This is a genomic window from Bradyrhizobium sp. CCBAU 45321 (assembly GCF_028128975.1).
Taxonomy (GTDB): domain Bacteria; phylum Pseudomonadota; class Alphaproteobacteria; order Rhizobiales; family Xanthobacteraceae; genus Bradyrhizobium; species Bradyrhizobium yuanmingense.
The window spans coordinates 557,171-570,177 of sequence record NZ_LFKZ01000129.1 but is presented as its reverse complement, the minus strand read 5'-3'; the positions used below and the strand labels follow the sequence as shown (position 1 = coordinate 570,177).

The window sequence follows — 13,007 nt, the reverse complement described above, 5'->3', positions numbered from 1 at the left end:
CCGTTGCTGTTTCATGGCCGCACCGCCGGCGTCTCCATCGGCAGGCCACGCGCGCGCGACATCAGATAGAGCTCGAGTGCGACCAGCTCGGGTGAGCCGTAATCATAGGCCTGGGCGCGGACACCGGTCATGCAGCTGCGCAGACGCCGCTCTAGCGAGCCAAGCGTCTGCCATTCCAGTCGATACAGCGGATAGCCGGTCGGCTGTCCTTGCGTGATCGGGGCGCCGGCGAGGCGCTTGTCGAAATTGTCGTCATGGCAGTTGGTGCAGGCAAGGTTGAGCTGGCCTTCGCGTTGCATGAAGAGGTCGCGGCCCTGGTCGACAAACGGCTTGAGCTGCGGATCGTCGCCGGCGGTGATCGAGGTGCCACGCGACTGGTGGCCGATGAAGGCGGACAATGCCAGCAGGTCGCGGGTCTCGTAAGGTAGCGGCGTCGCCTGCTGATGATTGGCCCGGCAGAGATTGATGCGCTGGTCGAGCGTGACGGGGCGCGCAAGTGCCTTGTCGAAGGCGGGATAACGCGCCGCGACGCCCTTCATGCTGGTGCGCGCATCGCCATGACAATCGGCGCATGCCCGCTCGGCGCTGCCGGTCTTCTTCTTCCACAGCTGCTCGCCGTCGAGCACGAACAGCATGCCGGGATTTGCGGTGTCCTCGTCCTGCATCGCCCGGGTGTCCGGACCCATGAAGGCATAGCCGGAGCGGCGCGCATCGGGCGGGACTTCTCCGGCAAGCAGGCCAGGGGCCGCGGCGAACATTGTTGCCGCCGCTATCGCGCGCCAAGAGATCATCCGACCGTGATCGATGCCGATGCGGTGGACGAATAGCCGTTGTCGCCAATCCACTCGAACTCGAACTTGCCGCTCTCCTTGGCCACCGTGAAGAACGACAAATATGGGTTCGCCGCGATCGCTGGAAACAGGTCGGCACGAAAGATCTCGGCGCCGTTGTAGCGGCAGACGAAGCTCGTGATGATGTCGCGCGGCACGAGCTTGCCGTCCGCGGTGTGGCGGAATCCCGTTTCCATGATGTGCGAGGTCAGCGTGCGGATCTCGATGATCTCGCCGCGTTTGGCTTTCGAGGGAACGTTGATGAGGGCGGCCATCAGTTCATCTCCTCGGTGCAGGCCGCCAGCGTCACGACGACATCGGCGGCAACCTGCCAGAACGTGTCGTCGGACAGGCGCGCGATCGCGACCACCTTCTGGGTGTCGGCGAGCCGGATCCGGGTCGAGACCTGGGCTCGGCCGGCGGAAGGACCAAGATAGAAATTGCCGATGTTCGGCTGCGGGTTCTTCTCGTTGAAGACGTGGATGCTCTTGATGTGGTCATCCGCCGTCATCGGGCTTGCAACGCTGACCGTCATCGGCACCGTGTTGCCGTTCTCGACCAGCGGCGGAATGTCGAGCCTGATCCTGCCGCTGCGAAGCTGGGCTTCGCCGACGAGGTTACGGATCGCAGCGTTGAGCATCGCCGGCGTCGCTTGAAGCGGCCGCAGCGTCACGATCGGAACCGTGCCGGCGACTGTCACGCCTCCGGCAAGGTTCAAGAATTGTCGTCGCGTCGTTGGCATGAACCTAGTCCCGAAGCGTTGCAAGAAAGGCCACGATGTCCTCGATCTCCGCAGCCGACAGGATCGGCTTGCCGGCGAAGTTGCGTCCGACGCGGACGAGGCCATCGTTGCGATAATAGAACGGCATGATGGTGTCCGGATTGAAGCGCGAGGCATCGACCAGTCGAAGCCGCAACTGGCTCGCGGACCACCGGTTCCCGGCACCGGCAAGATCAGGCGCGAGGTCGCCCTGGAACCGCGTTTCCGGAAATGGGCCCGAATGGCAGAGGATGCACGTCGTCGTGCGAGTGAGCACCAGCGCGCGCCCGCGCGCGGCATCGCCGGGTGAGCCGGTGAGCGAGGCGGGAATGCCGTCGCCGACGATCTTGTAGGGTACGAGCTCTTCGGCTCTCGCCCCAGCGGCAAGTGCAAGGCTTAGCGTAATCACCGCAGCGACGACCGATGGAATGTGAGACGAGAGATCCAGCCGCAAGCTCCTCTTACCTCTCCCGCTTGCGGGAGAGGTCGGCGCGCAGCGCCGGGTGAGGGCTCTTTCCTCTTGGGGGGTCTCGCGAGCGGAGACACCCTCTCCCCAACCCTCCCCCGCAGACGGGGGAGGGGGCGCACTGTGGTCGTGGCGGCAGGCTCGTTCCATCATTGCTCTAGCCAAAGGTGTCCGCCGTGATGGCTTCAAACCAGCGCTCCGCCTCTGCCGCTTCGCGCGCCCGCAATTCGGGCGGCGCGTCGACCGGGCTGGTGGCGCCGCCCTCGACCTCGGCGAAGATGTCGCCCCTGGGCTCGTAATTGCCGGCCAGCGAGAAGCCGTAACCGGGCGCGACGACGTTGTAGCAGACGCCTGTCAGGCGCGGCGTCTCCGGCCCGCGGCCTGCAAAGAGATTCACGATCGCGCCAGCACACGCCTTGCCCTGCGCGCTCGCAGCGGCTGCCGATTTGGGAATGCCGCCGCCGAGGCAGGCATCGCCAATGACGTGGACGTTCGGAACGAGTTTCGACTCGAACGTGACGGGATCGATCGGGCACCAGCCCGTCGCGTCCGCAGCGCCCGCGATGGCGGCGATGCGGCCCGCGCGCTGCGGCGGGATGACATTGGCGACATCAGGGGTGTAGTTGCCGAACTCCGTGACGATGGTTCGCGTCGTCGGATCGACCGAGGTGACGCGGCCGCCTTGCGACAGGGCGACGCGCTCGATCATGTCGTCATAGAGCTCCTTCCACGCCTTCTCGAACAGCCGCTGCTGCGAGAACGCGTCCTTGGCATCGAGGATCAGAACTTTCGAGCGCGGCTTTCTCGACTTCAGATAATGCGCGATCAGGCTCGCGCGCTCGTAGGGCGCCGGCGGGCACCTGGAAGGATTGGCCGGGATTGCAATGGCGACCGTGCCGCCGTCCGCCATCGCCTCCAATTGCCGGCGCAGCAAAAGCGCTTGCGCGCCAGCCTTCCAGCCATGCGGCATCGTCTCCGACGCGGCACCGTCGTAGCCGGGCAGGGCCTCGAGATGGAAGTCGATGCCGGGCGAAAGCACGAGGCGGTCATAGCCAAACGTGGTGCCATCGCCCGTCGTCACACGACGCGTCTGCGTGTCGATGCCCGTCGCAGCTTGTGTGACGATGCCGATGCCCCCGGCGGCAAGCTTGTCATAGCCGAACTGCTGCGCCTCGATCTCGCGCAGGCCCGCGATCACCTCGTTGCTGAAGGGACAGGAGATGTAGGTCTGGTTCGGCTCGATCAGGGTGACCTGTAATTTAGCATCGGCGCGCTTGAGCGCGAGGGCGCAAGCCGCGCCGCCAAAGCCGCCGCCGACCACGACGACGCGGCCCGCCGATTGCGCGCGCAGGATCGAAGGTGCGGCGAGCGATGTAGCCGCGACGGCGATGCCGAGGACGGCATTCCGCCGCGTCACCGGCGCATTCATGAGACTTGTCCGGAAAATGCTGCGGCGGCCGATACGGCCGCCGCGATTTGACGTTTGAGCATGATCTTTTCGGACAACCGCTCCACACTTCTCCGGATCATGCTTTACGCGAAGGTGATGTTCTGGTCGCGCAGCGGCACATGGCGGATGCGCTTGCCGGTCGCGGCGAAATACGCGTTCAGCACCGCCGGCGCCGCGATGCCGATGGTCGGCTCGCCGACGCCGCCCCAGAACCCGCCGCTCGGCACCATCACCGTCTCCACCTTCGGCATCTCGTTGATGCGCATCGAATTGTAGGTGTCGAAGTTGGTCTGCTCGATCTTGCCGCCCTTCACCGTGCAGCCGCCGTAGAACAGCGCGGAGAGGCCATAGACGAAGGAGCCGGCGACCTGCCGTTCCACCTGCGCCGGATTGACGACGTAGCCGGGGTCGGTGGAAGCGACGATGCGATGCACCTTGATCTTGCTGCCCTCTGTCACCGAGATCTCGGCGGCGCCGGCGACATAGCTGCCATAGCCCATCACCTGCGCGATGCCGCGATAGACGCCTTGCGGCGCCGGCGTGGTCCAGCCGATCTTCTCGGCCACCGCATTGAGTACCGCGAGGTGCTTGGGGTGGTTGCCCATCAGCTTGCGACGGAATTCGAGCGGGTCCTGGCCTGCGGCATGGGCGAGCTCGTCCATGAAGCATTCCATGTAGATCGCGTTGTGATTGACGTTGACGCCGCGCCAGAAGCCCGGTGGGACGTGCGGGTTGCGCATCGCATGCTCGACCAGAAGGTTCGGCACCGAATAGCCGAATGCGGCTTCGCCGGATTGGGCGACGCCCTGGAATGCCGCGGGATCCATGCCGTTCTGCAACGCTTCGGGGCGGAGCGAGAACAGGATCGATTGCCCGGACAGGCGGTAGTGCAGCGCGATCAGGTTGTTGTTGGCATCGAACGCGCCGGTCATCTTGCACTGGGTGATCGGGTGATACCTGCCGTGCGCCATGTCCTCTTCGCGCGACCACAGCAGCTTGACCGGCGTGCCCGGCATCTGCTTGGCGATCATGACGGCCTGGCGGACATAGTCGGTCTGGCCGCGCCGGCCGAAGCCGCCGCCTAACATCACCTTGTGCACGTCGCACTTCTCGGCCGGCAGGCCGGACGCTTCCAGCACCGCTGCAAACGCCGCCTCGCCGTTCTGCGTGCCGCACCAGACCTCGCATCGGTCCGCCGTGTAGAGCGCGGTGGCATTCATCGGCTCCATCGTGGCGTGGTTCTGGTAGGGATAGGAGTAGACGGCCTCGACCTTCTTGGCGGCGCCGGCAATCGCGGCCTTCGCGTCGCCGTTCTTGTTGCCGACATAGGCCGGCTGCGCATTGTCGAGGCCCTCGGCCAGCCATTTCGCAATCGACTCGCTGGAGACTTTTGCGTTGTCGCCTTCGTCCCAGACGATCGGCAGCGCCTCCAGCGCGGTCTTGGCGTGCCACCAGGTGTCGGCGACGACGGCGACGGCGGTGTCGCCGACCTTGACCACCTTCTTGACACCTTTCATGTTGGCGATCTTGGCTTCGTCAAAGCTCTTCAGCTTGCCGCCGAACACCGGGCAGTCCTTGATCGCGGCGTTCAGCATGCCCGGCAGCCTGACGTCGGCGCCGTAGATCATGGCGCCGGTGGTCTTGTCGACCGTGTCGAGCCGATTGACGCCCTTGCCGATCAGCTTCCAGTCCTTCGGATCCTTCAGCTTGACGTCAGCCGGCGGCGTCAGTTTCGCCGCGGCCTCGGCGACCTTGCCGTAGGTCGTGGTCTGGCCCGAGGGCGTATGGGTGATGACGCTGTTCGCGGCCCTGCATTCGGACGCCGGCACTTTCCATGCGTCGGCTGCGGCCTGGATCAGCATCACGCGCGCGGTGGCGCCGCCCTTGCGGACATAGTCCTGCGAGGAGCGGATGCCGCGGCTGCCGCCGGTCGAGAAATCACCCCAGACGCGCTTGCGGGCGACGCTCTGGCCGGGGGTCGGATATTCGGTCGTGACCTTGGTCCAGTCGCATTCGAGCTCTTCGGCAACGAGCTGGGCGAGGCCGGTCAGCGAGCCCTGGCCCATCTCCGAGCGGGCGATGCGGATCACCACGGTGTCGTCGGGCCTGACCACGACCCAGGCGCCGATCTCCGGCGAGCCGTCGGCGGCGCGGACCACGGCGGGGCCGCCGAAGGGCAGGTCGAGGCCGATGGCAAGGCCGGCACCGACCGCAGCGGTGCCGATGACGAAGGCGCGGCGGTTGAGCCGCGGCGATATATGCTTGTTCATGTGGGGATTTCCTTACGCGCTCGCGATCGTGTGGATCGCCTCGCGCACCTGCTGGAAGGTGCCGCAGCGGCAGATATTGGTGATGGCCTCGTCGATGTCGGCGTCGGTCGGCTTCGGCTTCTCGTTCAAGAGCGCGGCCACCGCCATGATCATGCCGCTCTGGCAATAGCCGCATTGCGGCACGTCCTGGGCGATCCAGGCCTCCTGCACCTTGTGCAGCGTATTGCCCGAGGCGAGCCCCTCGATGGTGGTGATCTGCTTGCCCTCGGCCTCGCTGACCGAGATGCCGCAGGAGCGCATCGCAACGCCGTCGAGGTGAACCGTGCAGGCACCGCATTGTGCAATGCCGCAACCGTATTTGGTGCCGGTCAGGCCGGCATTCTCGCGGATCGCCCAGAGCAGCGGCGTATCCGGCTCGACGTCGAGCGTGAAGGTTTTTCCGTTGATTGTTAGGTTTGCCATCGCAAGTCCCCTGATTGGCCCAATCCACCGATTGAACTCAGGGGCGCAATGTGTGCGGCAAACTGGAACGGTTCAAATCAACAGTCCGAGGTTCAAATCAACAAACCGAGCGCGGCCAGGGCGCATGGGCCCCGCTCTGGGGTATGGACCGGGAGGCCGTTTTGGCTCATCCCTTCGCAATCGATTCGGGTTGAGGCCTTGTTCCGAGGGCGCCAATCCCCGGCTTGAGGCGACGTCCGGCTGTGAATGCCGGTTCCAGGTCCCCGCGCCGCTTGCCCAGCGGCGACAGTTTGTCCCTATTGCCGGGGTGCAAGTCGCGGGCGCTTTGGTACACTGCGCCGACGCAAAAGGAGTTCCATGAACGTGCCGAGTCCCTGCAACGTACTGATGCTCTACCCGCTGTTCTCGGCAGAGTCCTTCTGGACCTTCGGCGAATCCTGCAAAGTGATGGGCGTCAAGCGCCCGGCCGCCCCCCTGGGCCTGATCACCGTCGCTGCGATGCTGCCCGAGAGCTGGACCGTCCGGCTGATCGATTGCAACACGGCACCCTTCGGCGAGGAGGATCTCGCCTGGGCCGACGTCGTCTTCACCGGCGGAATGTTGCCCCAGCAGGCCGACACTTTGCGTCTGATCGAGCTCTGCCGCGCCGCGGGCAAGCCGGTCGTGGTCGGCGGTCCCGACCCCACCTCGAGCCCCCACATCTACGAGCGGGCCGACTTCCGGGTGCTCGGCGAGGCCGAGAGCGTCATGAACGAATTCATCGCGGCCTGGGAGAGCGGCGCGCGATCCGGCCTCTTCACCGCGCCGAAGTTCCAGGCCGACGTCACCAAGACGCCGGTGCCGCGTTTCGACCTGCTCAAGTTCGAGGACTATCTCTATCTCGGTGTGCAATATTCGCGCGGCTGTCCGTTCACCTGCGAGTTCTGCGACATTATCGAGCTCTACGGGCGCGTGCCGCGGACCAAGACGATCGAGCAGATGTTCGTCGAGCTCGAGACGCTCTACAAGATGGGCTATCGCGGCCATCTCGACTTCGTCGACGACAATTTCATCGGCAACAAGAAGTCGCTGCGGCAGTTCCTGCCGAAGCTCGCCGAATGGCAGCGCACGCACGGCTATCCCTTCGAATTCTCCACGGAAGCCTCGGTCAATCTCGCCGACGACCCGGAGCTGTTGGAGCTGATGGGTGCGGCCAATTTCTTCGGCATCTTCGTCGGCATCGAAAGTCCGGACCCGGCGACGCTGGTCGCGATGCGCAAGAAGCAGAATACGCGGCGCAACATCGCCGAGAGCATCCACAAGATCTACGCCGCCGGCATGCTCGTCACCGCGGGCTTCATCGTTGGCTTCGACAACGAAAAGGTCTCGATGGCGGAGGCGATGATCGACTTCATCGAGGAGGCGGCAATCCCCGTCGCCATGGTCGGCCTGCTCTATGCCTTGCCCAACACGCAGCTCACGCGCCGGCTGGAGCGCGAAGGCCGGCTGCATTCCGGGCACGACGTGGCGCCGACGATTGGCGCCGATCAGTGCACGGCGGGCATCAATTTCGATCCCGTCCGCCCGTTGCGTGACATCCTGACGGACTACAAGCGGGTGCTGGAACACATCTACAGCCCGGCGGCCTATGCAGCACGTGTCGACCGCCTGATGACGCTGCTCGACCGCTCCCGGCAGCGCTCCGAACTTGCCGAAGGTGACATCCGCTCCAAGCTCGGGGCCATGGAGACCGTGCACAAGGTGGTGTCCGCGCTTCCCGAGGCGCGGGGGCCGCTCTGGCAAACCTTCATGAACTGCGCCAAGCGCGACACGTCGTCCGCACGCATCGCCGTGCAGATGATCGCGGCCTATGCGCATCTCGGACCGTACTCGCGCAAGGTCATCGCGGCGATCGACCAGCGCCTGGCCGCGCTGGACAGCGAGGCCGTCGCTCCTGTGGCTGTCGGCGTGACGGCGGCCTGAGGCCTTACTTCACCGCGAGCCGCAGGAAGCTCATCACGCTGCCGAGCGCGGCAAAGCCCGCGCCGAGCGCCAGCGCCAGCGCCAGCGTCGCGCCCTCGTGGCCAGCGAGTGCGAAGCAGGCGGCGGCGAGCGCCGCGCCGGTGGTCTGCCCGGTCAGGCGCGCGGTGGCGACGATGCCGGAGGCGCTGCCGCTGCGGTGCGGCGGCGCGGCGGCGCGCTTGCCATCACCGCCTTCATGTTCGGCGCCTGGAAGAAGCCGAACCCCATGCCGCAGATCACCATCCGCCAGATGATGTCGGCAATGGCGGGATTGGCCGGCAGCGTCGCCAGCAGCGCCATGCCGAGACCGAGCAGCACGAGCCCGATGCCGCCGAGCAGGCCGACGGCATGGCGGTCGGAGAGGCGGCCTGCGATCGGCGCCATGATGCCGACCACCAGCGGCCAGGGCGTCATGAAGAAGCCGGTCTCGACCTGCGAGCGGCCGAGCACATCCTCGAAATAGAACGGCAGCGAGACGAAGGCGAGGCCCTGGACGGCGAAGGAGCACACCGCCGTTGCCGCCGACAGCGCGAACATCGGCCTGGCGAACAGGTCGATCGGCAGCATTGGCGCGGGATGATCGGCGTGGCGGCGGGTCAGGATCACGCCAAGCACGAGGGCGGTGACCAGCTCGATGCCGACCACGAATGGCGACAGATTGTGCGCGGCGCTGCCGATGCCGGTGATGAACAGGCCGAGGCAGGCGGTGGCCAGGATCGCGCCGAGCAAGTCGAAGCCGTGATCGGCGCGCGGAGTCTTCGGCAGCATGGCAAAGCCAATGCCGATCGCGATGAGGCCGAACGGGATGTTGACGGCGAACAGCCACGGCCACGGTCCGAGCGCGAGGATGGCAGAGGCGATCGAGGGCCCGATGGTGAAGGCGGTCGCGACCACCAGCGCGTTGTGGCCGAAACCGCGGCCGAGCATGCGGCCGGGATAGACGAAGCGCACCAGCGCGGTGTTGACGCTCATGATGCCGCTCGCTCCCAACCCTTGGAGGGACCGCGCCAGCAACAGGCTGTCGAGCGACCAGGCCACCGCGCAGAACAGCGAGGCAATGGTGAACAGGATCAGGCCGCCGAGATAGATGCGCTGGTGCCCGACGATTTCGCCGAGCGCCCCGAGCGGCAAGAGCGTCGCCACCAGCGCGATCTGGTAGACGTTGACGACCCAGACCGATTGCTCCGGCGTGACGTGCAGGTCGGCTGCGATGGCGGGCAGGGCTATGTTGGCGATCGCCGTGTCGAGCGAGGCCATCGCGAGCGCAGTGAAGATCGCCGCGACCGCCCAGCGCCGCTGCGCGGCCGGCAGGCCGTCGGCGGTGGGAGGAGCGGGCTCGCGCGCGGCGGCAGGTAGCGTGATTGTCATTTTCCTTGGCGCGCTGCTCCGGCGGCGGGACGTTCGGCATGTACTACGGAGGCGCCGGCTTCCACAGGCGCAAGCTTGCATGCTGTGTATGCGCGAAGGTCAGGCAATGCGGCTGCGCTGCGAGCGCAGGGCCAAAACAAAAGTCGAAAAACAACCCCATGCACAGTAGGAGGCCCTTTGATTGAAAAGGCATTTTCTCGCCGTGTCGAAAACGGCGGTCGCAGCCGCCATCAAGTTGACCCGTCGGGCAAAACACTGGCAGGATGCCAGCGTGCCAGCGATCAGGCCGGGAGCAGGCCGCATGCGCGTCCTGCGCGCCGTCTCCGCCACGCCGACGTTGAGGCAGATCAACACTCCGCCCGCGCGGCCGCTCGACCTTTCCATCAGCGCATCGATGGAAGGGCGGCCACATGCAGACTCTGCTCAGGGAAATCCGGAATACCCCTTTGCTCTGGATGCTGGCCTTCGTGCCCATCGTGCTGGTGGCAGAGGCGGTGGCGCCGCATTCCCATACGCTGCTGTTCGTGCTCGCGGTGCTGGCCATCGTTCCGCTGGCGGCGCTGCTCAGCCACGCCACCGAGGCGGTTGCCGCGAAGACCGGCGATGCCGTGGGCGGATTGCTCAATGCAACGCTCGGTAATCTGACCGAGTTGATCATCGCCATCACGGCACTGCGGGCCGGCCAGTACATGCTGGTGAAGGCCTCGATCGCGGGCGCGATCGTCACCAACGCGGTGTTCATGCTGGGCGCCTGCCTGCTGCTCGGCGGCCTGCGCTATCACGTGCAGGAATACAACCGCGCCGGTGCGCGGCTTTCGTCCGGCCTGCTGCTGATGGCGACCGTCGCCCTGCTTGCGCCTTCGGCGGTCGCCGATCTCGACCACCTGCCGCAGGGCGGGGGCATCCTCAACAAGCTCAGCCTCGGCATTTCGGTCCTGCTCATCATCGCTTACGGGCTCGGCCTGTTGTTCTCGCTTCGAACGCACAAGGAATTGTTCGCAAGCGCCGGTCACGGCCACGACGACAAGGAGGCGCACTGGCCGATCGGAACGGCCGTCGGCACGCTGCTGGTCGTCACCGTGCTGGTCGCGTTGGTCAGCGAGATCTTCGTCGAATCGGTGCAGAAGGCGGCGGAAACCTTCGGAATGAGCCCGGCCTTCGTCGGCTTCATCGTCGTCTCGCTGGTCGGCGCCGCCGCGGAATTCGCGGTGGCCTTCGCCGCGGCGCGCAAGGACCGGCTCGACATGGCCGTCAGCATCGCGCTCGGCAGCGCCTCGCAGATTGCGCTGTTCGTCGCACCCGCTTTGGTGCTGCTCAGCTATGTCGTGGGGCCGAAGCCGATGGACCTGCAGTTCTGGCCGGGCGCCGTCACCATGATGATGATCGCGACGGTGACGTCGGCCTTCATCACGTCCAGCGGGCGCTCGGCCTGGTTCGTCGGCGCCCTGCTGATCTTCATCTATGCGGTGTTCGCGCTGACGCTGTACGTGGTGCCGCCGGCGGGACAGGGGTGAGATTCGGTGCCCTTCGATCTCGCGCCGGCAGGCTATTGGTCGCGCGAGATCATGCCAGCCCCAGGCCGCCATCGACGGCGATGACCTGACCGGTTACCCACGCCGAGGCCGGACCGGTGAGTTGGACGACCCATTCAGCAACATCCTCGGGCACGCCGCGGCGGCCGAGCGGTATGCTGCCGCGCTCCTGTTCCTCGACCGCTGCGGCCTGCTCCGCCGACAATCCCATCATGCCCGTCAGCGCGCCCGTCTCCGTTGGGCCCGGTGCAACGGCGTTCACCCTGATCCCGAACGGGGCCAGTTCCAAGGCCCAGCATCGCGTCAAATGCTCCACGGCGGCTTTGCTGGCTGCGTAGTGAGATAGTCCCGGCGCCGCTTTGTGTCCGAAGGTGCTGGAGACGTTGACGATCGCGCCGCGCCTGGCCTTGAGATGGGGAAGCGCTGCCGACGCGAGCAGACTTGGGCCGAGCACGTTGACAGCGAAGATGTCTGTGATGCGATCGGCAGTGACATCGGCGAGCGACAGGATTGCGCCCGCGCCGGCATTGTTGACCAGCGCGTCGAGGCGGCCCCATTTGTCGAGCGCCTTCGCAATGGTTCGCTTGGCGTCCTCGGCGGACGCTGCATCCGCCGTCATTCCCGCGATGTTCTCGTGTTGCAGCGTGGTCTCCTGGATCAGGCTCGCCCGGCGGCCGGTGATCAGCACCTGATAACCTTGTTTCGCGAAGCGGAGCGCCGCTGCGCGGCCGATGCCTGACGTGCCGCCGGTGACGACAACGACCTTTTGATCTTGCATGTTCTCATCTCTCGTGCGGTCAGCCGCACCAATTGGTCGGAGTTTGCACGCCGCGGCGGCCGATTCCCGGTGTACCGGCCGCCGTGACGGGTGTGATCTGAAGAGCGCGCGCTCGATCATCCGTGGACGCGCGCTCCCGTTCAGCCGGTTCTTGCCGGTCAGTAGTCCCAGAACACCGGGACCCAGCGGAAGGCATCGCCGGCGGCCGCGACATGGCCGACCGATGGGAACGGCATGTGCGTGGCCACCAGCAGCTCGCCGCTCTGCGCAAGCTCCCGCAACAGCTGGATACGAACGCGCGCCGCCTCCTCAGGGTCGTGCTCGAAGCCGTTGTGCCATTCGGGTTGGTCGAACCCGACCGCAAACACGGCATCGCCGGCAAAGGTCAGCGCTTCGCCGCCGGACGCCACGCGGACCACGCTATGTCCGGGCGTGTGACCGCCGGTGCGGCGGACGACGACACCGGGTGCAACCTCGTGCTGCTCCTCGAACGGCCGGATCTGGCTGCCGTACATCTTCACGAACTGCTTGGCGGCGGCCCGAAGTGCATCGGGAAATCCCTGCGGCATGTTGGTATGCGTGAAATCGGGCGACTCCCAGAACTTGACCTCGGCGGCGGCCACGTGAATCCGCAGGTCCTTGCGCAGCCGCTCCTTCACGCCGTCGACCAGCAAGCCACCGACGTGATCCATGTGCATGTGGGTCAACACGAGATCGGTCACGGACGAGAGGTCGATTCCGGCGGCCTCCAGGCGCTTGATCAACTGTCCGGCGCGCGGCAGATGCAGATCGGGATCGGACCCAAGTCCGGCGTCGATGAGAATGGTCTTGTCGCCACTTCGCACCATCACCGCATTCAGTGCCCAGTCGAACGCATCCTGAGGCAGGAACATCTCGCTCAACCAGTTGGCCCGTACGGCGGGGTCTGCGTTGTGCGCCAGCATGGTGGTCGGGAGCGGCAGCACGCCGTCGCTGACCACCAGCACGTCAATGTCGCCAATGCGCACCGCGTAGCGCGACGGCACGAGCTCTTCGGGTTTCGCGGCGATGGAGGCGTTGTGCAGATTCATGTTGGTCTCCTTTTCAAGGT

The 13,007-nt window shown here is 65.9% G+C and carries 11 protein-coding genes and 1 pseudogene; 2 read left to right on the top strand and 10 right to left on the bottom strand.

Going from position 1 to position 13,007, the window contains the following annotated elements:
* Positions 1 to 11: 11 nt before the first annotated feature.
* The 7 genes from soxA to ACM43_RS32380 form a co-directional block, all read right to left on the bottom strand.
* Entirely contained in the window at positions 12 to 791 is a 780-nt protein-coding gene (gene soxA / locus ACM43_RS32410) for a sulfur oxidation c-type cytochrome SoxA (protein ID WP_271545615.1), read from the bottom strand.
* The gene (soxZ, locus tag ACM43_RS32405) at positions 788 to 1,105 is read right to left on the bottom strand and encodes a thiosulfate oxidation carrier complex protein SoxZ (RefSeq protein WP_271545613.1); all 318 of its coding nucleotides are present in this window, start codon (positions 1,103 to 1,105) and stop codon (positions 788 to 790) included. Before soxZ ends, soxA begins: the two co-directional genes overlap by 4 nt.
* A complete protein-coding gene (locus ACM43_RS32400) occupies positions 1,105 to 1,572 on the bottom strand; it encodes a SoxY-related AACIE arm protein (protein WP_271545612.1) in 468 nt (155 codons plus the stop codon). Before ACM43_RS32400 ends, soxZ begins: the two co-directional genes overlap by 1 nt.
* Positions 1,573 to 1,576: 4 nt before the next feature.
* The gene (gene soxX, locus ACM43_RS32395) at positions 1,577 to 2,020 is read right to left on the bottom strand and encodes a sulfur oxidation c-type cytochrome SoxX (protein ID WP_271545676.1); all 444 of its coding nucleotides are present in this window, start codon (positions 2,018 to 2,020) and stop codon (positions 1,577 to 1,579) included.
* A gap of 193 nt (positions 2,021 to 2,213) precedes the next feature.
* A complete protein-coding gene (locus tag ACM43_RS32390; protein WP_271545610.1) occupies positions 2,214 to 3,485 on the bottom strand; it encodes an NAD(P)/FAD-dependent oxidoreductase in 1,272 nt (423 codons plus the stop codon).
* A 104-nt stretch (positions 3,486 to 3,589) separates the two neighbouring features.
* Positions 3,590 to 5,776 carry a xanthine dehydrogenase family protein molybdopterin-binding subunit gene (locus ACM43_RS32385; RefSeq protein ID WP_271545608.1) on the bottom strand — a complete coding sequence of 729 codons (2,187 nt, stop codon included), beginning with the start codon at positions 5,774 to 5,776 and terminating at the stop codon, positions 3,590 to 3,592.
* Positions 5,777 to 5,788: 12 nt separating this feature from the next.
* Positions 5,789 to 6,238, bottom strand: coding sequence for a (2Fe-2S)-binding protein (locus ACM43_RS32380; protein WP_271545607.1), 450 nt, complete (start codon positions 6,236 to 6,238; stop codon positions 5,789 to 5,791).
* A gap of 357 nt (positions 6,239 to 6,595) precedes the next feature.
* Between ACM43_RS32380 and ACM43_RS32375 the strand changes: the two genes are divergently transcribed.
* Positions 6,596 to 8,200: a B12-binding domain-containing radical SAM protein gene (locus ACM43_RS32375; RefSeq protein WP_271545606.1), complete on the top strand. Its 1,605-nt coding sequence runs from the start codon at positions 6,596 to 6,598 to the stop codon at positions 8,198 to 8,200.
* A gap of 4 nt (positions 8,201 to 8,204) precedes the next feature.
* Here the strand turns inward: ACM43_RS32375 and ACM43_RS32370 are convergent.
* Positions 8,205 to 9,607, bottom strand: a pseudogene (locus ACM43_RS32370) (MFS transporter).
* A gap of 410 nt (positions 9,608 to 10,017) precedes the next feature.
* On the opposite strand from ACM43_RS32370, the gene cax reads away from it, so the two are divergent.
* Complete coding sequence (cax, locus tag ACM43_RS32365) at positions 10,018 to 11,121, top strand: calcium/proton exchanger (protein WP_271545604.1); 1,104 nt, start codon at positions 10,018 to 10,020, stop codon at positions 11,119 to 11,121.
* A gap of 49 nt (positions 11,122 to 11,170) precedes the next feature.
* Here cax and ACM43_RS32360 read toward each other — a convergent pair whose 3' ends face one another.
* Together ACM43_RS32360 and ACM43_RS32355 are read right to left on the bottom strand one after the other, a co-directional pair.
* The gene (locus tag ACM43_RS32360; protein WP_271545601.1) at positions 11,171 to 12,037 is read right to left on the bottom strand and encodes an SDR family NAD(P)-dependent oxidoreductase; all 867 of its coding nucleotides are present in this window, start codon (positions 12,035 to 12,037) and stop codon (positions 11,171 to 11,173) included.
* A gap of 38 nt (positions 12,038 to 12,075) precedes the next feature.
* Positions 12,076 to 12,987 (bottom strand): MBL fold metallo-hydrolase, encoded by a 912-nt coding sequence (locus tag ACM43_RS32355; RefSeq protein ID WP_271545599.1) that lies wholly within the window; start codon positions 12,985 to 12,987, stop codon positions 12,076 to 12,078.
* Between the last annotated feature and the right edge of the window lie 20 nt (positions 12,988 to 13,007).